Source organism: Tahibacter aquaticus, assembly GCF_004363655.1.
Taxonomy (GTDB): Bacteria; Pseudomonadota; Gammaproteobacteria; order Xanthomonadales; family Rhodanobacteraceae; genus Tahibacter; species Tahibacter aquaticus.
Genome location: NZ_SNZH01000018.1, coordinates 1 through 22,542, shown reverse-complemented (window position 1 = coordinate 22,542; position 22,542 = coordinate 1). Strand labels below are relative to the sequence as shown.

General features: G+C 65.7%; 25 protein-coding genes. 12 read left to right on the top strand and 13 right to left on the bottom strand.

Annotation, left to right across the window (positions count from 1 at the left end; translation table 11 throughout):
* The first annotated feature begins 12 nt into the window (after positions 1 to 12).
* On the top strand, positions 13 to 1,254 hold the full coding sequence (locus tag DFR29_RS23610; RefSeq protein WP_133821105.1) for a CSLREA domain-containing protein: 1,242 nt from the start codon (positions 13 to 15) through the stop codon (positions 1,252 to 1,254).
* A gap of 5 nt (positions 1,255 to 1,259) precedes the next feature.
* Here DFR29_RS23610 and DFR29_RS23605 read toward each other — a convergent pair whose 3' ends face one another.
* A complete protein-coding gene (locus DFR29_RS23605) occupies positions 1,260 to 1,934 on the bottom strand; it encodes a protein kinase family protein (protein WP_133821104.1) in 675 nt (224 codons plus the stop codon).
* A 50-nt stretch (positions 1,935 to 1,984) separates the two neighbouring features.
* Here DFR29_RS23605 and DFR29_RS23600 point away from each other — a divergent pair, with 50 nt between their 5' ends.
* Positions 1,985 to 2,479, top strand: a complete 495-nt coding sequence (locus DFR29_RS23600; RefSeq protein ID WP_133821103.1) for a DUF456 domain-containing protein — start codon at positions 1,985 to 1,987, stop codon at positions 2,477 to 2,479.
* Positions 2,480 to 2,486: 7 nt separating this feature from the next.
* Here DFR29_RS23600 and DFR29_RS23595 read toward each other — a convergent pair whose 3' ends face one another.
* Positions 2,487 to 3,404: a hypothetical protein gene (locus tag DFR29_RS23595; RefSeq protein WP_133821102.1), complete on the bottom strand. Its 918-nt coding sequence runs from the start codon at positions 3,402 to 3,404 to the stop codon at positions 2,487 to 2,489.
* Positions 3,401 to 5,635, bottom strand: a complete 2,235-nt coding sequence (locus tag DFR29_RS23590) for a VIT domain-containing protein (RefSeq protein WP_133821101.1) — start codon at positions 5,633 to 5,635, stop codon at positions 3,401 to 3,403. The genes DFR29_RS23595 and DFR29_RS23590 overlap by 4 nt, the downstream gene beginning before the upstream one ends.
* A gap of 163 nt (positions 5,636 to 5,798) precedes the next feature.
* Between DFR29_RS23590 and DFR29_RS23585 the strand changes: the two genes are divergently transcribed.
* On the top strand, positions 5,799 to 7,547 hold the full coding sequence (locus DFR29_RS23585) for a DUF885 domain-containing protein (RefSeq protein ID WP_133821100.1): 1,749 nt from the start codon (positions 5,799 to 5,801) through the stop codon (positions 7,545 to 7,547).
* 50 nt (positions 7,548 to 7,597) lie between these two features.
* Here DFR29_RS23585 and DFR29_RS23580 read toward each other — a convergent pair whose 3' ends face one another.
* The 4 genes from DFR29_RS23580 to DFR29_RS23565 form a co-directional block, all read right to left on the bottom strand.
* Positions 7,598 to 8,584, bottom strand: a complete 987-nt coding sequence (locus tag DFR29_RS23580; RefSeq protein ID WP_133821099.1) for a zinc-dependent alcohol dehydrogenase family protein — start codon at positions 8,582 to 8,584, stop codon at positions 7,598 to 7,600.
* Between the two features lie 355 nt (positions 8,585 to 8,939).
* Positions 8,940 to 9,863, bottom strand: a complete 924-nt coding sequence (locus DFR29_RS23575; RefSeq protein WP_133821098.1) for a response regulator — start codon at positions 9,861 to 9,863, stop codon at positions 8,940 to 8,942.
* Positions 9,860 to 11,194, bottom strand: a complete 1,335-nt coding sequence (locus tag DFR29_RS23570) for a sensor histidine kinase (RefSeq protein ID WP_133821097.1) — start codon at positions 11,192 to 11,194, stop codon at positions 9,860 to 9,862. The genes DFR29_RS23575 and DFR29_RS23570 overlap by 4 nt, the downstream gene beginning before the upstream one ends.
* A gap of 137 nt (positions 11,195 to 11,331) precedes the next feature.
* Positions 11,332 to 11,766 carry a hypothetical protein gene (locus DFR29_RS23565; RefSeq protein ID WP_133821096.1) on the bottom strand — a complete coding sequence of 145 codons (435 nt, stop codon included), beginning with the start codon at positions 11,764 to 11,766 and terminating at the stop codon, positions 11,332 to 11,334.
* 126 nt (positions 11,767 to 11,892) lie between these two features.
* Here DFR29_RS23565 and DFR29_RS23560 point away from each other — a divergent pair, with 126 nt between their 5' ends.
* Genes DFR29_RS23560 through DFR29_RS23550 form a run of 3 tightly spaced genes read left to right on the top strand, consistent with a single transcriptional unit; the run spans position 11,893 to position 13,647 of the window.
* Positions 11,893 to 12,717 (top strand): universal stress protein, encoded by an 825-nt coding sequence (locus tag DFR29_RS23560; protein ID WP_133821095.1) that lies wholly within the window; start codon positions 11,893 to 11,895, stop codon positions 12,715 to 12,717.
* A 13-nt stretch (positions 12,718 to 12,730) separates the two neighbouring features.
* Positions 12,731 to 13,192 carry a DUF2721 domain-containing protein gene (locus tag DFR29_RS23555; RefSeq protein WP_133821094.1) on the top strand — a complete coding sequence of 154 codons (462 nt, stop codon included), beginning with the start codon at positions 12,731 to 12,733 and terminating at the stop codon, positions 13,190 to 13,192.
* Positions 13,189 to 13,647, top strand: coding sequence for an OsmC family protein (locus tag DFR29_RS23550; RefSeq protein WP_133821093.1), 459 nt, complete (start codon positions 13,189 to 13,191; stop codon positions 13,645 to 13,647). The genes DFR29_RS23555 and DFR29_RS23550 overlap by 4 nt, the downstream gene beginning before the upstream one ends.
* 16 nt (positions 13,648 to 13,663) lie before the next feature.
* Here the strand turns inward: DFR29_RS23550 and DFR29_RS23545 are convergent, their stop codons facing one another.
* Positions 13,664 to 13,858, bottom strand: coding sequence for an uS10 family ribosomal protein (locus tag DFR29_RS23545; protein WP_133821092.1), 195 nt, complete (start codon positions 13,856 to 13,858; stop codon positions 13,664 to 13,666).
* Between the two features lie 374 nt (positions 13,859 to 14,232).
* Between DFR29_RS23545 and DFR29_RS23540 the strand changes: the two genes are divergently transcribed.
* Positions 14,233 to 14,793, top strand: coding sequence for a glycine zipper 2TM domain-containing protein (locus DFR29_RS23540; RefSeq protein ID WP_279571536.1), 561 nt, complete (start codon positions 14,233 to 14,235; stop codon positions 14,791 to 14,793).
* 126 nt (positions 14,794 to 14,919) lie between these two features.
* Complete coding sequence (locus tag DFR29_RS23535) at positions 14,920 to 15,273, top strand: glutaredoxin family protein (RefSeq protein WP_133821091.1); 354 nt, start codon at positions 14,920 to 14,922, stop codon at positions 15,271 to 15,273.
* Positions 15,274 to 15,292: 19 nt separating this feature from the next.
* On the opposite strand, the gene DFR29_RS23530 is transcribed toward DFR29_RS23535, so the two are convergent.
* From DFR29_RS23530 to DFR29_RS23515, 4 genes are all read right to left on the bottom strand, one after another.
* Positions 15,293 to 16,393 carry a DegT/DnrJ/EryC1/StrS family aminotransferase gene (locus tag DFR29_RS23530; RefSeq protein ID WP_243746162.1) on the bottom strand — a complete coding sequence of 367 codons (1,101 nt, stop codon included), beginning with the start codon at positions 16,391 to 16,393 and terminating at the stop codon, positions 15,293 to 15,295.
* Positions 16,390 to 17,118 carry a hypothetical protein gene (locus tag DFR29_RS23525; RefSeq protein WP_133821089.1) on the bottom strand — a complete coding sequence of 243 codons (729 nt, stop codon included), beginning with the start codon at positions 17,116 to 17,118 and terminating at the stop codon, positions 16,390 to 16,392. Before DFR29_RS23525 ends, DFR29_RS23530 begins: the two co-directional genes overlap by 4 nt.
* A gap of 68 nt (positions 17,119 to 17,186) precedes the next feature.
* Positions 17,187 to 17,747, bottom strand: a complete 561-nt coding sequence (locus tag DFR29_RS23520) for a DNA-deoxyinosine glycosylase (protein ID WP_425598885.1) — start codon at positions 17,745 to 17,747, stop codon at positions 17,187 to 17,189.
* A 4-nt stretch (positions 17,748 to 17,751) separates the two neighbouring features.
* Complete coding sequence (locus tag DFR29_RS23515) at positions 17,752 to 17,985, bottom strand: hypothetical protein (RefSeq protein ID WP_133821087.1); 234 nt, start codon at positions 17,983 to 17,985, stop codon at positions 17,752 to 17,754.
* A gap of 184 nt (positions 17,986 to 18,169) precedes the next feature.
* On the opposite strand from DFR29_RS23515, the gene DFR29_RS23510 reads away from it, so the two are divergent.
* From DFR29_RS23510 to DFR29_RS23495, 4 genes are all read left to right on the top strand, one after another.
* On the top strand, positions 18,170 to 18,880 hold the full coding sequence (locus tag DFR29_RS23510; RefSeq protein WP_133821209.1) for a pseudouridine synthase: 711 nt from the start codon (positions 18,170 to 18,172) through the stop codon (positions 18,878 to 18,880).
* Between the two features lie 177 nt (positions 18,881 to 19,057).
* On the top strand, positions 19,058 to 19,402 hold the full coding sequence (locus DFR29_RS23505) for a BON domain-containing protein (RefSeq protein WP_133821086.1): 345 nt from the start codon (positions 19,058 to 19,060) through the stop codon (positions 19,400 to 19,402).
* A 50-nt stretch (positions 19,403 to 19,452) separates the two neighbouring features.
* Positions 19,453 to 20,121, top strand: coding sequence for a DUF924 family protein (locus DFR29_RS23500; protein WP_243746160.1), 669 nt, complete (start codon positions 19,453 to 19,455; stop codon positions 20,119 to 20,121).
* A 246-nt stretch (positions 20,122 to 20,367) separates the two neighbouring features.
* Positions 20,368 to 21,303, top strand: a complete 936-nt coding sequence (locus DFR29_RS23495; protein ID WP_133821085.1) for a carbohydrate kinase family protein — start codon at positions 20,368 to 20,370, stop codon at positions 21,301 to 21,303.
* Positions 21,304 to 21,396: 93 nt separating this feature from the next.
* Here DFR29_RS23495 and cyoE read toward each other — a convergent pair whose 3' ends face one another.
* Positions 21,397 to 22,323, bottom strand: a complete 927-nt coding sequence (gene cyoE, locus DFR29_RS23490) for a heme o synthase (protein WP_279571535.1) — start codon at positions 22,321 to 22,323, stop codon at positions 21,397 to 21,399.
* Between the last annotated feature and the right edge of the window lie 219 nt (positions 22,324 to 22,542).

The window sequence follows — 22,542 nt, the reverse complement described above, 5'->3', positions numbered from 1 at the left end:
GACTATCGGCGCATGACCATCGACCGCGTTGCCTGCCTGGTACTGCTCTTTTCCGCTGCCTGTGGCCAAGCCCAGGCAGCCCTGCTCGTCACCACGCAGGACGATAGCGTGGCCAACGACGGCCAATGCAGCCTGCGCGAAGCCATCAGCGCCGCCAACAGCAACCTGGCCTCGGGCAGCGCCGCCGGGGAATGCGGCCGCGGCCAGCCGCCGCCGTTCGATCGCATCGACCTGCCCCTGGGCACGTACCGGCTGGAACGCACCGGCACGCCGGAAGACGGCAATGTATCCGGCGACCTGGACGTGCGCCGCAACGGTATCGAGATCGTCGGCGCCGGTGCCGACAGCACCATCGTCCGTGGCGACCGCAACGAACGCGTCTTCGATATTGCCGCCGGGCTGGCGGCACCGGCGGCGGGCAGTGCCGGCGTGCTGCTGCGCGGCGTGACCGTGCGCAACGGTGGCGACAGCAGCGGCGGCGCGGTACGCACAGCACCGGGCTGGCCGCTGCGCATCGAGGCCTGCGCCATCGCCAACAACAGCGCGGGCTTTGCCGGCGGTATCGCGGCGCAGGGTCCGCTGAGCATCGACGCCAGCACCTTCCACGGCAATTCGACGACGGCAGCGGGCGGCCAGGGCGGCGGTGCGCTGTACTACAGCGGCAGCACGACGGCGCAGATCCGCAATACCACCTTCAATGCCAATCAAAGTTTGACCGACGGCAGCGCTGCCCTGTTTGCCGGACCGGCGCGGCTCAACAACGTGACCGCCGCCGGCAATACGGCCGATGCCGATGCCGACGACAGCGGCGACGGCGCCATCGTGGCGCAGGCACCGGTCGAACTGGCCAACAGCCTGCTCGCGGCGAATATCGATTTCAGCCTCATCGTCGGCGGCAGCAACAATCCCGATTGCGTCGGCAGTTCGGCCAACCTGCTGTCGCTGGGGCATAACCTGATCGGCAATCCCGCTTCGCTCTGCCTGCTGCTGGCCCAGGCCGGCGACCAGATCGGCAGCGCAGCGCAGCCGCTGAACCCGCGCCTGCTGCCGCTGGCCCCCAACGGCGGGCCTACCGAAACGCAGATGCCGGCGGCCAACAGCTCTGCCGTGGACCGCGGCGCCGCAACCGGTGCCGCCCTGCCCTGCGAAAGCAGCGACCAGCGCGGCGTGGCCCGGCCGCTGGGCGCGGCCTGCGACATCGGTGCGGTGGAATCGGACGACCGCATCTTCGCCAACGGCTTCGACGCGGCCTGACGTAGCTACTGCGGCCGGCGCCGCGACGACAGCGCGCCGCCGTCGTCGTCCCAGTAGCCGAACCAGCGCCGCGCAATGTACTTGTATACGCGCTTGCCGGTGGCTTTCCAGGTACGCGCCAGCCAGGAGCGGCGCTTGAGCAGGCGCCATTCCACCGGCGTCACGGCCTGCGGGCAATAGCTGCGCTTGTGCTTGAGCAGGTGACGCAGGTCTTCCCGCGCCAGCATGCGGAACCAGGCGCCGCGGCGGCGGCTGATCCAGCAGATCTGCAGGTCGAGCAAGGCCGGCGAACCGTCGCTGCGCACCAGCCAGTTCGGCTCTTTGGCGGTGTCGTTGTGGGCCAGTCCGCGGGCACGCAGCTGCTTGATCAGGCGGTGCGCATCGCGATACCAGTTCGGCTCGCGCGGCTGTGCCACCTGCATGGGTTCGCCGGCGATATAGCTGCGCTCCAGTACGTGGCCGTCCCAGCGGCGCAGCTGCGGTACGCCGTCGAGGCCGTGCAGGCGTTCCAGCCCGCGGGCTTCATGCCCTGCGGCCCAGCGCGCCAGGCCGCGCAGCAGCCAGTGCGCACTGCGCGTGTCGCGGCGGACGAAAATTTCCTCACCGCATTGCACTCGCTCGATATGCCCAAACGTATCGGCCTTGAGTAGTTCGCGGGTTTCTGCGGGACTATGCTCCATCGCGGCAGCGTAGCATGCGCTGCCGCGGCCTCCTGCCTACAGGGAACCTGATGACCATCGCGCTTTATCTGCTGGCTGCCGTCATGATCGTCGTCGGCCTGTTCGGCACGGTGCTGCCGGCGCTGCCCGGCATTCCGCTGATGTTTGCCGGCATGTTCCTCGCCGCCTGGAACGACAATTTCGTGCATGTCGGCCCGTGGACGCTGGGCGTACTCGGCATTCTCTGCGCACTGGCCATCGCCGCCGACATCGCCGCCAGCCTGCTCGGGGCAAAACGCGTCGGGGCCAGTGCCTGGGCCTTGTTCGGCGCCGCCGTGGGCACCCTGGTCGGTTTCTTCTTCAGCCTGCCCGGGCTCATTCTCGGCCCCTTCCTCGGTGCGCTGGCCGGCGAGCTGATTGCCGGCAGCACACTCAAGCGCGCAGCGCATGTCGGCGTCGGCACCTGGGTCGGCCTGCTGGTCGGCACCCTGGTCAAGGTGGCGCTGGCCTTTGCCATGATCGGCGTGTTTGCGCTGGCCTTGCTGGTGCCAGCCAGCGTGAGCTGAAGCCGGTTCACAGCGACAGGCCGAGCTGCTGCCGGTCCAGTGCCGCCGCATCGGCGGCGGCCACCACGATCAGGGCCAGGCCCTGCAGGCGGCCGTCGTGCACCTGCCAGCGCAGTTGCGACCAGCGCAGGCCGTAGTTGCGCAGCGCCGCCAGCGCCTCGGGCGGCTGGGGCAGCTGGCGCCAGCCGGCCTCGCCGTGCAGGGGCAGCGGCACGTCGATGCGCAGGGGCACGGCAACGAACGCTAGCGGTGCGGACAGCTCGCCCTGCCATTGCCGGCGCAGCCGCTCGCGCAGGCCGTCGTCCAGCTCGGCCGCGCCAGCGACCACCTGGGCGCGGTAGGGCAATTCTTCGCGCACGCTGTCGCTATGGCCGTCGTCGCGCTGCACCTGGCGAAACCAGACATAGCCTTCGTTGGCCTCGACCCGCAGCCTGCCGCCGGCACTGAACAGGCGGCCGAGCTGGCGCAAAAAGGCAGGGCGGCGCCCCAGCCCGCAGCTTTCCACCCGCAGCACGCTGTCGCGGTCGAGCAGCTCCGCCGGCAGCGGCGGAAACTCCTGCCGGACCAGCGCGGTATCCAGTGTCTCGGCGGTGGCCAGCGCGCCTTCGGCGAACACCGGCACGCGCAGTCCCTGCCATTGCGAACCATGGGCGACAAGGCGCACGCGGCCCCAGGGTGCGTTGCCGCGCAAGGGCGAACGCAGCAGGAATTCGCGCACCTCGGCCAGCGAACGCGCCGAGGTGACCAGGGTGCCGGCCAGTGCCGGCCGCGTGGCGTAGTAGTCGCGTGCGGCGGCGAAGAACTGATGGCCGGGATTGTCGCTGGCCAGGATGAAGGTCACATCCTGGCGTGCCGGCCGGGCGAGATGGGAAAACAGCGCCAGTGCCAGCAGCAGCAACCAGCGCAGCGGCGCGGACGGGTTCATGGCGTCGGCGCCAGTGCCTGGCGCAGGCTGCGCTCGGGATAGTCGCTGAAGCCGCGCGCGTCGATCAGCACCGCATAGCGGCCGAGATTGAGCAGCACGCGCTCGCCCAGCTCCAGCCACTGGCGCAGGTCCGGCCGCAGTTCCAGCAGGCGCCGATAGGCTGCGCTGTCGCGGCGAATGCGCAGCAGCGGCTGGCCGCTGCGATAGCTCAGGTCGACCAGCGCCCCGCCCTGCTCGGCAAACCGCCGGCCAGATACATCACGCACCGGCTGTGCCACACCGGCGACGGCCTGGGCGAGCAGCGGCTGTGCCTGCGCCGCCAGCAGCAGCGCATTGCCGCTGCCGGCACCGTAGCTGGCGACGGCCGAGGCGCGCTGTGGCGTGGGCTGGTTCACGCCGACGGCTGGCTGGTCGGTGCGCACGGCCGTGTCGACGGCGACGAAGGCGGTGAACGGCGTCAGCAGGGAATAATCCAGACCTATCTTTGTGACGAATGCCTTTTGTTCCTCCGCCGCGGCAGGTTCGGCCGCAGCCGAGGTGGCGGCGAAATCGAGCCGGTCGGCCAGCGCCTGGCGCGCCCATAGCGCGCGCAGCGGCGCATTGGCGGCTGTCGCATTGCCGCCGGCGACGGCGATGCTGGCCGCATACGGTCCACGGCCACCGATGCCGCGCAGGCGGATCTGCCCTTGCGCCGCGCCGCGGTACTTGCCGATCAGCACCACCGGCCGCTGGGCAAACAGGTCGGGGATCGGTGTCGGCGTGACGTCGTAAGCATCGAAGCCTTCGAAGCTGGCCTCGACCTGGGTCAGCAGCGGCTGTTCGATATAGCGGCGGAAGGCCTGGGCCTGGGCGCGGCCTTCGTCCATGTTCTCGATCATCACCGCTTCGCCGGTGCCGGCACGGGCCAGGCGCTGGATCACGCCTTTGTCCACCGAAGCGCCGACGCCGAAGGCAAACACGCTGGCCTGGCCGAGGTTGGCGCGGATCAGGCGCGAGACGTCGTCGGAAGCCATGATGCCGCCGTCGGTGACTACGACTACCGAACGCGCCATGCCGGCCGGGCGTGGCACGGCGTAAGCCTTGAGCAAGGCCTGCTGCAGATCGGTGGAGCCACCGCCTTCGCTGCGGTCGATCATGCCGAAGGCGCGCTGCCGGTTGTCCGCCGTACCTGGCAGCGAACCGCGCTCGTCGAGCACGGTGCTGCCGCCGGCGAACAGCACGACGTTGAAGCGGTCCTGCGCGCGCAGGCCGGCGAGCAGTTCGCGCATCACCACTTTGGCCAGGTCCAGCGGCGCGCCGTGCATGGAACCGGAAACGTCGACGACGAACAGGTATTCCCGCGGTGGCACCTGGTCGGGCACTACCGTCGCCGGCGGCTGCAGCGTGAGCAGGAAGAAATTCTCGTCGGCACCGGGATACAGCAGCAGGCCGCTGGCGACCTCGTTGCCCGCATAGGAGAAACGCAGCACGAAATCGCGCGTCGAGGCCTTGACCTCTTCGTCGGCAAACTGCAGGTGTGCGTGCTGTGCATCGCTGCGCTGTACGGCCAGCCTGTGCGACGGACTGTCGATGCGTGCGAACGGCAGCGGGCCGCTCAGCGCAGCACGGAGGGCGAAGCTGTAGTCGGTGACTTCGGCCTCGGCCGAACTGCGCTGGCCCTGGGCGCGTACGTCGTAGTGACCGCCTTCGCTGGCGAAAGTAGTCGGCAAAAAGAATTCGTATACGCCTTCCCGCGGCAGCAGCAGCTCGCTGTAGCTGAGCACCACGTCGATGCGGTCACCCGGCAGGATGTTCGCCAGGCGCATGCGGAAAATGCCTTCGGACTGCTGTTCCAGCAGCGCGGTATTGCGGCCGGATTCCTTGGCTGCGGTGTATTCCGCCGCGGCTTTCTGCTTTTCGCGGATCACGCCGCGTACTTCCCGCTCGCCGATGCGCAGGGATAGCCCGGTGACGGCCGCATGGATGGAGGCGGGAAAGACATAGACCGCTTCGATCGGCACCTGGCCGCGGTTCTCGAAGCGCTGGCGCAGCTGCACGGCGGCAATCGTGCCGGCGATCTGTACATCCGCCTGCGTCTGTAGCAATGGCAACCGCTCGACCTTGCCGGCGTCGGCGGAAATCACCTGGAAATACGGCGTTTCGCTCGCCTGCAGCGACGGCGGCAATCCCACCAGCAGCAGCGCCAGCATCCAGAAACCGCCCACGACCCGACCCCACGCGTTGACGTGCATGACCTTTCCCCCATCGGTTTGGCTCAGCAATGGCCGGCTGCGAATGCGCCGGCATGACTATCGGGCTAGTAGACGTGGGCAGCGCTCAACATCGTCGCGACCTCCGGCACATTTATCCAAGGCAGCAGCGCGCGACACTGCGTGCTCTTACCGGAGGAAGTCCATGTCACGTCTGCGCCGAATCGCCGCCGCTTGCCTGTTCGCGCTCGCCCTGCCCGCTGTCGCCGCCGAGGATTGGGTGGCGCGCAGCAATGCCAATGCCCAGCCGCTGCTGAAAGTGCTGGCCGATTTCAGTCCCGAATCTGCCAGCAGCCTGGGCGTGCCCGGCTACGACGAGGGCGTGTTCGACCTGAAACCCGGCACCAACGAGCGTTTCCGCGCCGCCGCCGCCGCTGCCAAAAGCCAATTGCAGGGCAAGCGCAGCGGCGAACAGGACGCGCGTGTACTGCAAGACCTGGACATCATGATCGAAGCCGCGCAGCAGCAGATCGATTCCAGCCAGATCAACGAAAAATACCTGCTGCCGTACATCGACGTCGGCCAGGCCATTTTCCAGGGTGAATTCGGCCTGCTCGACGACGAGGTACCGGCCAAGCGCCGCGCTGCCGCACTGGTCCGCCTCAAGCGCTACGTCGGCCTGGAAGCGGGCTACACGCCGGTGACCGAACTGGCCAAGGCGCGCTTCGCCGAGGTCGCCGACAAGCCGGGCCTGCTCGGCCCGGTCAAGGCACAAGTGGAAAAAGGCATTACCAGTACACCGCAATATGTGAAGGGCCTGCGCGACCTGTATGCGAAGTACAAGATCAAGGACGCGGACAAGGCGCTGGACAAGCTGGAAGCGCAGCTCAACGACTACAACGACTGGCTCAAGGCCACGGTGCTGCCGCGCGCGCGCGAAGACTTCCGCCTGCCGCGCGACCTGTACGCCGACAATCTGAAGAACGTCGGCCTGGATATTCCGCCGGAACAGCTGATGCAGAAGGCGCGCCTGTCGTATGCGGAAATCCGCAACGAGATGCAGGCCATCGCCAGCCTGATTGCCGCGCAGCGCAAACTGCCCGACAGCGACTACCGCGCCGTGATGAAGGTGCTGAAGCAGGAACAGATCGCGCCGGAGCAGGTCGAGGCGACCTATCACGAGGTGATCGGCAAGATCGAGGAGATCATCCGCCGCGAACGCATCATCACCCTGCCCGAGCGCGCCATGCTGATGCGCGTGGCCTCGCCGGCGGAAACCGCAGCACAGCCGGCGCCGCACATGGACCCGCCGCCGCTGATCGGCAACAAGGGCGAGCGCGGTACCTTCGTGCTGACGGCCGGCAATCCCGGCGCCGGCGGCAAGGCCGAGGCCTACGACGACTTCAGCCACAAAGGCTCGACCTGGACCCTGACCGCGCACGAAGGCCGCCCGGGGCATGAACTGCAGTTCACCGCCATGGTGGAGCGCGGCGTGTCGGTCGCGCGCAGCATCTTCGCGTTCAATAGTGTGAATGTGGAAGGCTGGGCGTTGTATGCAGAAGCCGAAACCAAGCCGTACGAACCGCTGGAAGGCCAGCTGTTCGCGCTGCAGGCACGCCTGCAGCGGGCGGCACGGGCGATTCTCGACCCCATGCTCAACCTCGGCCTGATCGACAAGCAGCGCGCGCACCAGGTGCTGACCGACGAGGTTGGCCTGTCTCAGGGCATGGCCTCGCAGGAAGTCGACCGCTACACCTTCCGCGCGCCAGGCCAGGCCACCAGCTATTTCTACGGCTATACGCGCCTGATGGAATTGCGCGCCAAGACCGAGATCACGCTGGGGCCGAAGTTCGACCGCATGGCCTTCAACGATTTTGTCATCGGCCAGGGCCTGCTGCCGCCGGATCTGCTCGACCAGGCGGTGGAGAAGGAATTCATTCCGTCGCGTAAGTAACGCTTGTCAGGCGCCATGTCCCCGCGCGCTGGGGACATGGCTTTTTTGCCTTATTCATTCGGCAGCACAAGGATCTTGCCGTCGCGTTCGCCCGCGGCCGCGGCGGCAACGGCCTGTTTGATGTCTTCCAGCCGATAGGTCGCCTGCACGGGTGCACGCAGCTGGCCCGTGGCGATCAGCCGGCCGATTTCGCCGAACACTTCCGCGCGCCGCTGCGGCGTGGCGTTGCGGTACCACGGCGATAGCCAGAAGCCGCGCAAGGTGATGTCGCGGAATACGAACGACGCCGGCGAAATATGGCAGGGCTCGCCGCTCATCGCGCCGTAGTTGACCAGGGTGGCGCCCTGCGCCAGGCAGCGCGCCAGGTTGTCGGTGGCGGGGCCGCCGACCGAATCGATGCCGAGCTTGATCGCTGCACCGCCGCTGGCCTCGGCCACACGCTTGGCGAGTTTTTCGCCGTCGACCAGCACGTTCTCGCCACCGGCCTTGCGTACCGATTCCACCGCCGACTCGCGCCGCACGATATTCACCAGGTTGAGCCCGCGCGCCTTGGCAATGCCGATCAGGTAACTGCCGACGGCGGAATTCGCCGCGTTCTGGATCACCCAGTCGCCGGGCTGCAGATCGACGAATTCGCTGAGCATCAGCAGCGCGGTCGGCGGATTCACCGACAGCATGGCCAGCTGCTGTACGTCCACGCCATCGGGCAGCGCGACCAGGCCCTTGGCCTCGGCAATCAGGTGCGTGCGCCAGGTACCGGAGCCCAGCGGCAGCAGCACGGTCTTGCCGACCCAGCCCGCGTCGACGCCTTCGCCGGTTTCCGCCACGCGCCCCACGCCTTCGTTGCCGCCGATGGCGGGCAGCGGCGGCAACAGGCCGTACAGGCCAGTCAGGGTCAGCACGTCAGAGGGATTGATCGGCGCGGCCAGCACTTCCAGTAATACCTGGCCGGCGGCCAGCGGCGGCAATTCCATCGCGACCGCGGCGATGACGTCCTGCGGCACCGGGCCGCGCTCGGCGTATTCGGCTTTCTTCATGGCGATTCCTCGGAAAGGGGACGGTGTCGGCCTTGGCAGCGGCCAGCCGAACGACTGCGGTGGACGCGGCATACAAACCGATTGGCGCGAGGCCGGCCAGGGCGGAATTCGCCAGGGCGGCGGTCTGCACACCGGCTCGCGCGTCGCCGGCCACCTTAGCGCAGGCCGTGGCAAAAATCCCAACGCTCGTTTGAGTGCGGCGAAACGGGGCCCGGCGCCCGCTATTGTCGGTTGCCGCGGCGAAATTCACTGCGTTCGTGGCGCCCTACCGACACTTGGCGGCGCCGCAGGGTGCGATGAGCGCCCGCGAATGGCACCGCAAAGCGGAGCGGCAAAACGGCGCGGACGCCTGCTTTCAGGCGCGCAGTTTGGCCTGGTCGCGAATGCGCCGCAGATAGTCCATCACGCGGCCCGACAGGCTGACCTGGCGCGGCGCCTCGACCACGTGCCGGCGCAGGCGATGCGGCTCGTGGCGCAACTCGCCATGCCGTTCCAGCGCCGCCAGCAGGGCGCGGCGCAGCAGCTCCTTGCCCAGCGGCTTGGGCAGGAAGCGGAATACCTGGCCCTGGTTGATCAGGTCGATCAGCAGGCGCCCGTCGCGCAGGCTGGAACAGGCCACCGCCAGGGTGCGCGGACTGGCCTGCTTGAGCAGTTTCAGCGCGGCGATCACGTCGTCGCTGCTATGCCGCAATTCGGCCACCAGCACGGCGTATTCCTGCGCTTCGAGCAGGGCCATTGCCGCTTCCACGGTGGTGGCTGTCGCCACCGGACAGCTTGCCGGCAGCAGGCTGCGCACCAGCGCGGCACTGCCGGGGTCTTCGTCGAGTACCAGCACGCCGCCGAAATGCGTCGTCGCGGCGGCAATGGGCACGGCCGGCGCCGCATCGGCGCGCTCGAAATCGGCCTGGGCGATCTGGGCCGCCAGCGCGACGATTTCCTGCAGCTTGGCCGCATCCCAGGGCTTTTCCAGGAAGCGGAAAATCTCGCCGTCGTTCACCGCTGCTTCGACCGCGGCCAGGTCGGCGTAACCCGTCAGCAGCAGGCGCATGCTGCGCGGCGAGTGTTCGCGGATCTGGCGCAGCAGGTCGACACCGCTGATGGTCGGCATGCGCTGGTCGCTGACGACGACATGCACCGGCCGCTGCCGCACCCAGTCCAGTACCTGGACCGGATTGGTCGTGGCCAGTACGTCGTAGCGGCCGCGCAGCAGCATGGACAGGGAGCGCAGGATGCGTTCTTCGTCGTCGATCAGCACGACGCAGGGCTTGGCCGGCGTCATCGCGCCACCGCCGTATCGCGCGCAATCGGCAAGGCAACGACAAAGCGCGTGCCGACGCCGGGTGTCGACGTGGCGGCAATGCGGCCGCCGTGGGCCTGCACGATCTGCTGGCAGATGGACAGCCCCAGTCCGGTGCCCTGGCCTACCGGCTTGGTGGTGAAGAACGGCTCGAAGATGCGCGGCAGCACTTCCGCCGCGATACCGCGGCCGTTGTCCTGCACTGCGACCATGGCGTAGCCGCCCAGGCTCTGCGTGCGGATGCTGAGCAGTCCCTGGTCGTGTTCTATGGCCTGGGCGGCATTGCCGATCAGGTTCAGCAGTACCTGGTTGATCTGCGCTGGCGCGCAGCGCAGCGACGGCACTTCGCCATAGCGGCACTGCACTTGCACATTGCGCTTTTTCAACAAATGTCCGCCGATGCGCAGGGCCGAATCGATCAGGCCGTGCAGGTCGACGCCTTCGCTATGCGCCGAATCGACACGGGAGAAGTCTTTCAGATTGCCGACCAGGTCGCCGATCTGGGCGACGCCGTGCAGGCTGTCGTCGAGCAGCGCAATCAGGTCGGCAAACTGGTCGGGATCACAGTCGTTGCGCGCGTCGGCCAGGCGCTGCAGGCCCTGGTCGAGTTCTTCCGCATCACCGGCCAGGGCCGCGTCGAGTACCTGGGCACCGGCCTGCAGCATGCTCAGCGCCGGCGTGAGCAAGTCGCGCGTCATGCCGAGGTTGTTCTGCACATAGCCCAGCGGCGTGTTGATTTCGTGCGCCAGCCCGGCCACCAGCTGGCCCAGCGTGGCGAGCTTTTCCGATTGAACCAGGCGATGCTGCGACGCCTTGAGCCGGCGATAGGCTTGCTCCAGCTCCTGCGTGTTGTGGCTGACCTTGGTCTCCAGCGCGTTCAATACGTCCAGCACGATGCCCATGCCGGCATAGCGTCCGGTGTCGTCGAGCAGGACGAAATCTTCGGTGATCGGCCGGCGCAGGTTCTGTCCGATCAGCTGGCCGGCGGCTTCGATGGTCGTGTTCAGGCTCAAGGTCAGCGGGCGCGCGTCCATGATGGTGGTCACCGCGCGGCGGCCGTGCAGTTCGCGCCCATAGGGCTGCATATAGACGCGCAGCATCAGCTCGTGGCGCGTGATGCAGCCCAGCACGCGGCCGGCGTCGACGATGGGCAGGGACAGTAGTGCGGTATTGGCCGGATCGAGAAAGTGCTCGCCGGCCTGGGTGACGCTGCAGTGTGGCGTCAGCGGCTTCACGGGCAGCAACAACGCTGCCAGTGCACTGCGCGACGTGCCGCTGGGCACGCGGGTAAGGCCGGGCGTTGCGGTACTCATGACTTGCGTTACTCGACACGCCGGGGAAACGCCGCGAGGCTAATCCGTGCATGCTTCACACAGATGACGCAAAACCCGACCGGTCGGCATAAGCAAAGGCGTGCAGCGCCGCAACGCGCGCTGCACGCCGGGAAACGTCAGCGCCGGCTGATGACGAACTTGCCGAAATCGATGCCGATGTCGATGCCTTCGCCGGTTCCTGCCAGGGCCAGCGATACATCGCCCTTGGTCACCACGCTCGCCGCGGAAGACTTGATGGCACCTGCATGCGCGCCGCCGCTGGCATAGGTGCCGAGCAGATCCTTGATATTGTGCACTTCGGAAAATTTTCCGCGGCCGTCGTTGATGCGCTGCTTGCCGAAGGTGAGGCCGCCGCCCTTGGCGCGGATGTTGACTTTCAGACTGTGGCCGTTGTTGCAGCTGATGGTGCCGCTGCCGCTGGCGGTCTTGTAGAAGGCCGACCAGCCGGACATGTTGAATCTGAGCTCGCAGTCGATGGATGCAGCCGAGGCACCATTCGCAATGAAGCCCAGCAACAGTCCCAGACCCAGTACACCGATCGATTTCTTCATGGCTGAACTCCCGATTAGGCCCTGTCCCACTATCATGCAACGATTCCGCCCGCAGCGCGCTGCCATGCGGCCAACTCGCCCGGCGCTGTAAGCTATTCCGCACTACGTCCAGGAGAGGTGATCCCGATGCGCTGCCTCGACATTCTTGTACATATGCGCCACTACCAGGGCAACCCGCCGGCCTTGCGTGCGGCACTGGCACTGCACCGCCGCATCGATGCCTGCCTGCACGGCCTCTACGTGGCGCCGATTCCACCCGCTGCTTTTACGTCGCCGGAGACCGTCGCGGTGCTGGTGCACGAATCCGACCGCCACTATCGCGAAGCCAGCGTGGCCGAGCCCTGGTGGCAGCAACAGCTGGACGCGGCCGGTGCGCGCGGCGACTGGCTGGTGGCCCAGTCCGATGCGCTCGACGCGATCGCCTATGCCGCACGCTGGTGCGACCTGATCGTGATCGAGCGCCCACAGCAGCAGCCGGATGCGCCGCTGGGCTGGGGCCTGGTTTCGCGCAGCGCGTTCGCCGCCGGCGTGCCGCTGCTGGTCGTGCCCGAGAGCGCCGACGTGGGCGAGCTGGGCAAGAACGTCGTCATTCTGTGGAACGGCAGCCGCGAGGCGATACGCGCCGTGCATGGCGCGCTGCCGATATTGCACAAGGCCGACAGCGTGACGGTGCTGGACGGCGAAACCCGCGGCAACGGCGGCGGCCTGTTGCAGCTGCCCGGCTTCGATCTGCGCCGGCACTTGGCCACGCACGGCATCGCCGCACAATTCCAGAGTTACAGCGCGCCGGCCGATCGCGGCGCGGGCCTGCTCGCCGCCGCGCGGGCGACCGGTGCCGACCTGGTCGTGATGGGCGCCTGGGGTCATTCGCGCCTGGCCGAGCTGATTGTCGGCGGCGTTACCCGCCATCTGTTCCAGCATGCCGACCGCGCCCTGTTCGTGGCGCACTGACGATACGACGACCATGGCCCAGCCGGTACCCATAGACCAGATTTCACACGTCATCCAGCTGTCGGTGGCGCCGGTATTCCTGCTGACCGGCGTCGGCGCGCTGCTTGGCGTGCTGACCAGCCGCCTGGCCCGCGTAGTCGACCGCGCCCGGCGCCAGGAAGACCGGCTGGAACACCTGTCGCTGGAACGTCATCCGGAACTGCTGGACGAGCTGCGCAAGCTGTCGCGGCGTGCGCGCCTGATGAACTGGTCCATCAGCCTGGTCACTTTCTGTGCGCTGCTGGTGGCCAGCGTCATCGTGGTGCTGTTTGCCGGCGCGCTGTACGGCATCGATGTCTCGCTGCTGGCAGCGGCCTTGTTCGTACTCGGCCTGATCTGCCTGATCGCCGGACTGGTGGTATTCCTGCGCGAGATCTATCTGGCCACCATCCATTTGCGCCTGGGGCCGCTGCAAAGTCCGGAGTCGCGCCGATGAGCGAACACCTAGCGCGCGTCCACTGGCAGCGCAATGGCGCGGTCTTCACCGATCAGCGGTACTCGCGCGCCCATCGCTGGCAGTTCGACGGCGGTGCCGACATCGCGGCGGCGGCATCGCCCGGCGTGGTGCCCGCGGCACTGACCGATGCGAGCGCGGTCGATCCGGAAGAGGCCTTCGTTGCAGCGATTTCCAGCTGCCACATGCTGTGGTTCCTGTCGCTGGCCGCGGCGGCCGGTATCTGCATCGACAGCTATGTCGACGAGGCCGTAGGCCATATGCGCAAGGTCGATGGCCGCATGGCCATTGCCGAGGTGGTGTTGCGGCCGCGCATCGTCTGCAGCGGCGGGGCGGCAGACAGCGAGCGGCTGCACGAGCTGCACGAGGCGGCGCACGACCGCTGTTTCATCGCCCACTCGGTGCGCTGCGCAATTCGCATCGAAACACCTGCCTGAGCCGCAGCCGGCCGACCTAGTTATCCTTTTCGTCCTTGCGGTCCGACACGTGCACGACCTTGCCGTCGGCCAGCCACAGCTGGATCAGGCGGCCGCGGCGGCGGTAAGTCCATTGTTCGCGCGTACCGCTCTCGCCGGCCTCGCTGTCTACGCTTTCCGGCGCGCCAGCGACTGCGCGCACGCGTTCCACCGTATCGCCAACCGACACCATGCGCGAACCGAAGTGCGCTTTGCGCCCCGACGGGCATGCCGAGCAACAGGCCGAACAGGATGGCCAGGTACTTCATGGGGACCACTTCTCCGTGAGCCGAGCCCGGCGCCGCGTCTTTCCTCGTCTGCAGCTGCCGCGATGCGGTGCCGGCATCGGCCGGCGCGCCCACGCCGGAAGCGTGCCGGCACAGGCGCTCGCGACCGGGCGCGTTCGCAGTCAGTGCCACATCCCCGGTTTGACAGGGATCGTGCAGTCACACCCGCCGGCGACTGAACCGCGGCAGTGACGGCTGTCCCACTCCGGCGCGAGGAGTAGCCGCGGTTCAGCGGATTTGGATTCCAATCGGCCCCGTATCCGACTCCTGGGGTAGAACGATGGACAGCAAGCTGATGTTGGGTGCGGCCGCCGGCGTCATTCTCGCCATAGGCGGCATGGCGGTAGCACAACGCTATGCGGGCGGCAGTGCCACTGTGGAGGCGCCGGCTCCACCGGTAGACGAGTTCGCCACGGTGACGCGCGTGCGTCCGGTCATCGAACAGGTCAGCACGCCGCGCAAGGACTGCGAGCAGGTCAGCGTGACCAAGCGCCAGCGCGAGCGTGACGGCAATGTCGGCGGCACCGTCGTCGGTGCCATCGTCGGTGGTGCCCTGGGCAACCAGGTAGGACGCGGCAATGGCCGCAAGGCCGCGACCGTGGCCGGTGCGGTGGCCGGTGGCGTTGTCGGTCACGAGATCGACAAGAATCACCAGGGCGGCCGCGTTACCACCAGCACCGAAACCCGCTGCCGCGACGTCACCGATGTGAGCGACAAGGTCGTCGGCTACGACGTGACCTACAGCCACAAGGGCCGCGACTACACCACCCGCATGGATCAGGACCCGGGCGACCGCATCCGGGTGGAAAACACGGTTCAGCCGGTTCGCAATGCCTACTGAAGCCGCCGCGTAACAACTCGGCGCTGAAAAACCGCAGCCAGGCGCAGCCGAGGAACTCGCTCAGTGCGCCGCAGTCGGAGACCGTCGCGACGCTCCGGCTGTCGGAGCGGTGAGGGAGAGTCGGTCATGCGGGCGAAGTCGATAGCGGCGGCGATACTGGTGCTGGGCCTGGGTTTTTCTTTCAACGGCAGCGCGGCGCCGGTAACGCCGGCAGCGCCTGCTGCGACAAAGGCCGAAGCGGTCACCATGTACGTTATGCCCCAGTGTGGATATTGCGAAAAAGCTCGCGACCTGCTGACCCAGCGCGGCGTGCCATGGAGCGAACTGGATATTGTCGCTTCGCCCCAGGCCAAGCAGGAGTTCGACAAACATGGCGGCCGCGGCACGCCGCTGCTGGTGATCGGCGGTGAGGTGATGCAAGGCGTCGATCCGGCACGCCTGGACGCCTTGCTGCGCAGCCATGGACTGGTAAAGAACTGATCGAGACCGGCGCCTTGCCTCAGCTGCGCAAGGCGGCGGCGATCTGCGCTATGGCGGCCGTCGGCAAGTGCGGCCCCAGCGGCAGGCTGAGTACACGGTCTGCCATCGCTTCGGCAATCGGCAGGGTGCCGGCGGCAATGCCGGCAGCTGCATAAGCCTGTTGCCGGTGCGGCGGAATCGGATAGTGGATCAGGCTGCCTATGCCGTGCTCGGCCAGGCGTTTCTGCAGCGACTCTCGGTCGGTGGCTTGGACGACGTAAAGATGCCAGGCGGGTTCGGCCCAGTCGGGCACTTGCGGCAGCTGCAGATCCAGGCCGGCCAGCTGCTGTGCATAGGCGTTGGCCAGCGTGCGGCGGCGCGCGTTCCAGTCGTCCAGATGCATCAGCTTGACGCGCAGCGCTGCTGCCTGCAGCGGATCGAGCCGGCTGTTCCAGCCGGCTTCGTCGTTGATGTATTTCACCCGCGAACCGTAATTGCGCAGCACCCGCACACGCGCGGCGAGCGCCGCGTCGTTCGTCGTTACCGCGCCGGCATCGCCGAATGCGCCAAGGTTCTTGCCCGGGTAGAAGCTCCAGGCGACCAGGTCGCCGTGCGCGCCGATGCGTTGACCACGATAGCGCGCACCGTGCGCCTGTGCCGCATCTTCGATCACACGCAAGCCGTGGCGTCGCGCAATAGCGACAATGGCGTCGAGGTCTGCCGGCTGGCCGTACAGATGCACCGGCATGATGGCGCGCGTGCGGTGGGTGATCGCCGCTTCGATGCGCGCCGGATCGATGTTGTAGGTCTGCGGATCGGGCTCGACCGGCACCGGCGTGGCGCCGCACTGGCTTATCGCAAGCCAGCTGGCAATATAGGTGTTGGAAGGCACGATGACTTCGTCGCCAGCGCCGATATCCAGCGCACGCAAGCCCAGGTGCAGGGCATCCAGGCCATTGGCCAGGCCGACGCAATGACCGGCGGCGCAATAGCCGGCGAACTCCTGCTCGAATGCCTCGACTTCGGTGCCCAGGATGTACCAGCCGCTGTCGAGCACGCGGGCTACGGCTGCGTCGATCTCGCCCTTGAGTTCGACGTAGGCGGCCTTGAGATCCAGAAAGGGAATAGTAACGCTGTTCACTTTTTCTTCGCCGGCGGCAGCTTGGCCGGGTTGAGCCCGGCCAGCTCGAATTCCAGCGTCTTCTTGCCCTGGTCTTTCCATTCGGTGTCTATGCTCAGGGTCTTGGCCTTCAGCAGGCGCGCGACCAGGGCCTCGTTCTTGTCGATGAAGATCGCCGGCTCGCCCGTCGGCGGAATGGTCGCGGCCCAGCGTTCGGGTTTGCCATCGTCGAAACGCAAGGTGAGGGCGCAGTCGCGGGCGCACAGGAAGCCGGATTCGTCGCGCATGAGGTAGGTGCTCTGACCCCACTCCGGATGCTGGCGGATGAACAAAGTCACCCGCTGCGGACCCTCGCTGGTGGGCGAGCCCTTGGCATAGATCGATACGTGGAATTGCCTGGCCGGCTTGCCTTTCTCGACGGGCGATTCCTGATAGGTCCACAGCCGCTCCAGGCGCCGCGTCTCGGCACCTTGCCTGGCCTGCTGCTGCAGCTCCGGCAAGGTCTTGCCTACTTCGACGGCAGCCGGCGTGCCGGGGAACCTGGCCACGATATCGGCGCCAATCTCCGCTGCGAGATCGCCTTTGCCGGCAGCACGCAGCTGCTCGTACATCTGCAGCTTTTCGGCCGCCTGCCCTGCTTGCTGCTGGGCCGGCGTCGGTGCGGGCGGCGGCGGTGGCGCCGGGCTGCCGCAGGCGCTGAGCAAGACGGTGGATAGCAACAGGACGGACCAACGCTGGCCAAACATGGCAGAACTCGCACAAGAGAAGACTGCCTACGATAGCGCAAAGCAGCGGCGGCGCAGAACGCAGCGGTTCAGCGCGAACGGGCCTGGGATCGCGGCGAACTCGTCAACGCCTTCAGTACGGACCACTGCGCGAGCTTGTCGGCCCGGCTCATGCTGGCATGGGCCGGGCTGGTCGAAGGCAGCGGCAGGAGTTGCAACTGCTGCAATCGCAGGCTGGGAATATGCCTCAGCGCATGGCGCTGGAACACCTGCAAGGCCTTGGCGCCGTTGAAAGCCAGCGCGTGAATTTCAGGCTGCTGGGCCAACAGCGCAGGAATCGCATTCGGTATTTCGCTGGCCTTGGCGATATCGCTGTCGAGACTGCCGCGGCGTTCGCAGCCCTGCAGAACATCCCACAGGCCGACGCCGGCAGCATTCAGTTCGGCCAGGCGCTGCGCATAGGGCAGACCGCGCGCGACACCGAAAACATCCTGCATCAGCGGCCAGAACAGGTTTTGCGGATGCGCGTAGTACTGCTCGGCGGCAAGCGAGCGCACGCCCGGCATCGACCCCAGAATCAGCACGCGGCAATTGCCGCCGACACTGGGCGAAAAACTCTCGACATAGTCAGAGCGCGGGGCCGGGACCACAGTCTCAGGCGACGGGAATTTCCGTGGGCGCGGCATCGGCTTCGTGGCGGCGCGCAACGCGGTCCTTGAGACGGCCGAGAATGATCTCGTAGAGGGTCAGCGCATCCTGCGCTGCCATGTCGGGCCTGGCCCCCTCGATGGGGTAGCGTCCTGACGCAATGATGGCCGCCGCCAGCTCAAGCGCGATCTGCGACGGGCTGGGCGCAATGACGGAATTGACCACGTTGGTATTCGCCATGAACGGCTCGCGCAATCTGCGGAAAGTGATCCAAGACTATCATCACCTGAGCAGGCGGCCGCAATAGCGAACAGGCTGTTTCATGCGCTGGTTCGCGCTTGCTGCGCCGCAGCCGCCGCCAGCCCGACTGGCCGTGCGGGCGCTGCTGTGCCAGCATTCGCGCTGGAAATCTGCCGGCAAGTACATGCGTCTCAACAAATACATCAGCGATACAGGCCTGTGTTCGCGACGCGAAGCGGACGAACTGATCGAAGCGGGCCGGGTCGTCGTCGACGGCGTGAAAGCCCAGGTCGGCGGCGTGACCGAAGCCGGTGCCGAAGTACTGGTCGACGGCAACCGGCTGCGCCTGAGGAACGAGCGCGGTGGTGCGAAATCTGTCTATATCGCCTTGAACAAGCCAGTCGGCATTACCTGCACGACTGAAACGGACGTCAAGGACAACGTGATCGACTTCGTCGACCACAAGGAACGCATCTTTCCTATCGGCCGCCTGGACAAGGATTCGGAAGGGCTGATCCTGCTGACCAACAACGGCGATATCGTCAACGAGATCTTGCGGGCGGAGAACCGCCACGAGAAGGAATACCTCGTCGCGGTGAACAAGCCGATAACCGACGAGTTCCTGCTCGGCATGGCCCGAGGCGTGCGCATCCATGGGCAGATGACCAAGCCCTGCAAGGTTTATAAATTGGGGAAATTTGGATTCCGCATCATATTGACACAGGGCCTCAACCGGCAGATCCGTCTGATGGCCACGGCGTTCGGCTATCGCGTGAAGCAGTTGTGCCGTGTGCGCATTGTCAACATCAAGCTCGGCAATCTGAAGCTGGGCCAGTGGCGCAACCTCACTCCGGCGGAACTGAAGGGACTGCTCCCCAACCGCACGCAGTGGTGAAGCGCGAAACCTTGCGGCTTGCATGACGCCCTTGCAGGACCGTGCAAGTTGCGGCCGACGCGACGATAGAAACCCTTGTTTTCTTTGGATTTTTTGCTTGGCACGGAGCATGAAGCAGTGTCTTCAGCGCCGGACGCTTCCGCTGCCGGCCGAATTCACTCAATAAGGAGATTGACCATGCGCTTTCCTACTATCCAGAAAACCGCCGCTGTTCTGCTGCTGAGCGCGACTGCGAGCTTTGCATGGGCGGCCCAGCCAGTGGCGGCGGCGAATGACAAGCCGAATTCGCACGAGTCCGAGCAGCCGGTCGGCGACACCTGGATTACCACCAAGGTGAAGTCGGAGCTGCTGGCCGATAGCGCCGTCAAGGGCACGGACATCAATGTCTCGACGGAGAACGGCGTGGTCACCCTGGCCGGCGTGCTCGACAACCAGGCTGCGATCGACAAGGCCATCACGATTGCCAAGGGCATCAAGGGCGTCACGAGCGTCGATACCCGCGCGCTGAAGCTGCGCAAGTAAAACGTCTTATCCCGTGCAAGCCGGGACGGCTTGTTGCCACGGACGCTGGCTTGGCACAGGATCGCCTTTTACTACGCCCGGACGCTTGCGCGTCCGGGCGTTTTTATATGGCCGATACGAGTGCCCGTATGACTGAAACCATTCTTGAATTCTGGTTTGGGGCCGATAACCTGGAATCGGAGGAACAGGCACGCCTTGCGCAACGCTGGTTCAGCGGCGATGCGCAATTCGACGCCGAGATACGCCGACGCTTCGGTAGCTTGGTTGACGCCGCATTGGCCGGCGAACTGTCTGCCTGGAGCGCGCAACCTCGCAGCTGGCTGGCGTTGCTGCTGCTGCTGGACCAGTTTCCGCGCAATCTGTACCGCGGTTCGGCCCAGGCCTTTGCCGGCGACCATCGTGCCCAGGCTACAGCGCTGGCCGGCATTGCCCGTGGCGACGATCTCGCACTACCTGCACGTTACCGGGCGTTTGCATACCTGCCGCTGGAACATGCCGAAGAGATTGTTCTGCAGCGGCATAGCGTTGATCTGTTCCGGCGTCTGGCTGCCGATCCAGAGGCGCAGCCGGCCGAGCAATTCCTGATGTATGTCGAATACGCTAAAGCCCATCATGACGTGATCGCGCGCTTTGGCCGCTTTCCTCATCGCAATGCGGTATTGGGACGAGCAGTCACCGCGGAAGAGCAGGTCTATCTGGATCAGGGCGGCGGTTTCTGAGACATACGCAGCTCGTTCTCGGTGCAGGTTTTACCGTTAAGTCCGCTAGAAACCAAAGGTTGGTACTGAACGCGGGACCGGGGGCATAGCTGACAGCCGTCAGCCACCGTGCCGTCTGCGGATATTCGTCGCAGACTCCGCAGAGTTTTTGGCGCAGCCCGCATCAGCACGGGAATCTGCGACAATGGGCGTCCGCTCGCGTTCGCGAACGGCACTCTCCCAAGACCAACCAGGATTCCGGCTCCAATGTCTGCATTGATCTGCGGCTCGCTCGCGTACGACACCATCATGGTGTTCCAGGACCAGTTCAAGAACCACATCCTGCCGGACAAGGTTCATATCCTGAATGTGGCTTTCCTGGTGCCGCGTATGCGCAAGGAATTCGGCGGCGTCGCCGGCAACATCGCCTATAACCTCAAGCTGCTCGGCGAAGATCCGGTGCCGATGGCGACGGTAGGCCAGGATTTCGCCCCTTACCACGAGCACTTCGTGCGTTGTGGTATCCGCCTGGACCAGGTCAAGGTGATCGATGACCTGTATACGGCGCAGGCGTTCATCACCACCGACCTGGACGACAACCAGATCACGGCATTCCATCCCGGGGCCATGATGCGGTCCTACGAAAACCATGTGCGTGACGTGGAAGGCGTTACCTTCGGTATCGTCGGTCCCGACGGCCGCGAGGCAATGCTGCAGAACGCGGACGAATTTGCCGAACGCGGGACGCCTTTCATCTTCGATCCGGGCCAAGCCATGCCGCTGTTCAGCGGCGACGAGTTCCGCGCTTTTATCGACAAAGCCCAATATGTAACCGTGAACGACTACGAGTCGCAGCTGCTGCAGCGCAATACCGGCTGGAGCGAGGCGCAGATCGCCGATCGGGTGAAAGCCTATATCGTGACGCGCGGTCCCAAGGGTTCGCTTATTCACACGGGCAAGGAAACCATCGAGATCCCGCCGGCCCACGAACGCCGCGTGTCCGATCCGACTGGCTGCGGCGACGCGTATCGCGCCGGCCTGATCTACGGGCTGATGCGCGACATGGACTACGCCACAGTAGGCCGCATGGCTTCGCTGATGGGCGCGCTCAAGGTCGAGCACCCAGGTACGCAGAACCAGCGCTTCACCTACGAAGAATTCGCCGACCAGTTCCGCCAGCAGTTCGGCTACGCGCTGGATTGATTGCGTGGCGGAGGACAGGCCATAGCCTGTCCTCCTGTACTTCGCTATTGAAATTCCCGGGCGTTGTTCGGCGCCCGATTTTTTTCCCTGCGCTTACGCGGGAACGAAAGGCATCCCCTGGGGCAGCGTGGGCACAGCCAGGTAGTGGTCAGCGAGCAGAAAAGCGAACAACGCCATCAGATAGATGATGGAATAGTTGAACACCTTCATTGCGAAGAACTCGTCCGGTGGATTGAGCAGTACGAAGGCGTAATACAAGAACACGCCCCCCAGCACCAATGCTCCGCCCAGATAGAACAGGCCGCTCATGCCCGTGAGCCAGGGCAGCACCGTCACCACTAGCAAAAGCACGGTGTAGTACAGCACGTGCCAGCGTGTGTACTCCACGCCGTGTGTTACCGGCAGCATGGGTACTTGAGCGCGTGAGTAGTCGTCGCGGCGAAAAATCGCCAACGCCCAGAAATGCGGCGGCGTCCAGACGAAAATGATCAGGAATAGCAGCAATGCGTAAGGGTGCACATCACCCGTCACCGCGGCCCAGCCCAGTACCGGTGGCGCAGCGCCGGCCGCACCGCCGATTACAATATTTTGCGGCGTCGCTCGCTTCAGATAAGCCGTATAGACGACCGCATAACCGATCAACGACGCAAATGTCAGCACTGCGGTAAGCCAGTTCACCCAGACCAGCAAAATCAGCATCGATACCGCGCCGAGCACCAGCGCGAAAATCAGTACTTGGTTCGGCGTCAGCGCGCCTGTGGCCAGGGGGCGATGCGCTGTTCGTGCCATCAGCCTGTCGATGCGCTGGTCGATCAAATGGTTGATGGCGGCAGCAGATCCGGCTGCCAGCCAAATACCAACGCTGCCCAGCAAAGCCGGCACCAAGGGCGGCCAACCCGGTACAGCGAGAAACATGCCGATCACCGCTGTGAATACGATCAGTGCAACAACTCGCGGTTTGGTCAGTTCCAGATACTGGCGGAAAATCGATGTTTGCATCGTGGGCTCGCTACGACACACAGGCTGGGATTCGGCCGTGTGCACCGGCCTGGCGGTGCAAGCATAGGCGATCAGTACACGACGCAGACGGCGTCGGCGCAGCCAAATTGCCCTACCGAACTAGTTGAAGAAAAACAAACGCGGAAAAACAAAACGCCATCCCTATCGGGATGGCGTTTTGAGGTGTAAGGCCCTGGCAGTGACCTACTCTCGCATGCGGATGCACACTACCATCGGCGC